Here is a 1,375-nt window from a genome sequence, read left to right as displayed (position 1 = left end):
CACAGCCGGCCGCGACGACATACGCGACCAGACGCTTGTCCCCCGGCACATCCTCACGCGCCACCACGACAGCCTGCGCGACACGCGGATGCGCGGCCACCACGGACTGGACCTCACCCAGCTCGATCCGGAAACCACGCACCTTCACCTGCTCATCGACCCGGCCCAGATACTCCACCTGACCAGCCGCACTCCACCGCACCAGATCACCCGTGCGATACAGCCGCTCACCCGAACCGAACGGACTCGCAACAAACCGCTCCGCACTCAGACCAGGACGGTTCAGATACCCCCGCGCCAGCCCCGCACCCGCGATATACAGCTCACCCGCCACACCCACCGGAACCGGCCGCAACCCCGCATCCAGCACAAACATCCGCACATTCGAAATCGGCCGGCCAATCGGCACAACCCCCTCGACAACACCCTCCGCACACCAGACAGACGCATACACCGTCGCCTCAGTCGGACCATAAATATTGGCAACCCGCACACCCGGAACCGCCCGCCGCACAGCCGCCACCACATCCGCGGTCAACGCCTCACCCGCCAGGACCACCGTCCCCGGCCGCGCCCCCAGCCCACCCGACGCCAAAAGCTGCGAGAACACCGACGGAACACCACTGACCAACGACACACCCCACGGCCCACGCCCACCATCAGCAAGCACCAGGAGATCCGGCACCATCTCCACACAGCCACCCGACACCAACGGACCGAACACCTCGAACACCGACACATCAAAATTCAGCGACGTCGAAGCCAGCACCCGCTCAAAACCCGCACCACCGAACTCACCAGCAGCCCACGACAACAGACCCACCACCGAACGATGCTCAACCACCACACCCTTCGGACGGCCCGTCGAACCCGACGTATAAATCACATACGCCGGATGCCCCGGCAACACCCCACCACGAGCCACCACACCCCCCTCCAGGCAGGCCAGCAGCTCAACCGTCTCCCCCGCATCCACAACCACCACACGCACACCCGCCGGAACCACACCCACAGTCCCCACCGACGCCAAAACCACCACCGGCGCCGCATCCCCGACCATAAAAGCAATCCGCTCCCCCGGATAGCCCGGATCAACCGGCAGATACGCACCACCCGCCTTCAGCACACCCAACAGCGCGACCACCGCATCAACACCACGCTCCAGACACACCCCCACCACAGACTCAGCACCCACACCAAGAGACATCAGATGCCGGGCCAGACGATTCGCCCGTACATCCAACTCCCCATACGACACCTCAACACCAGCCGACACCACAGCAACCGCATCAGGCGTCCGCGCCACCTGCGCCTCAAACAAATCCGCAACCGTACCCCCAGGCACCACAGCAGACGTGTCATTCCACTCAACAAC

General features: G+C 64.6%; 1 protein-coding gene. It reads right to left on the bottom strand.

Going from position 1 to position 1,375, the window contains the following annotated elements; translation table 11 throughout:
• The coding region (locus tag ABT084_RS37875; RefSeq protein WP_351054399.1) for a non-ribosomal peptide synthetase at positions 1 to 1,321 on the bottom strand (1,321 nt) is incomplete at its 3' end.
• Positions 1,322 to 1,375: the final 54 nt, after the last annotated feature.

It is taken from the genome of Streptomyces sp. NPDC002138 (assembly GCF_040296485.1).
Taxonomy (GTDB): Bacteria; Actinomycetota; Actinomycetes; order Streptomycetales; family Streptomycetaceae; genus Streptomyces.
This window is presented reverse-complemented; position numbering and strand designations above follow the sequence as displayed.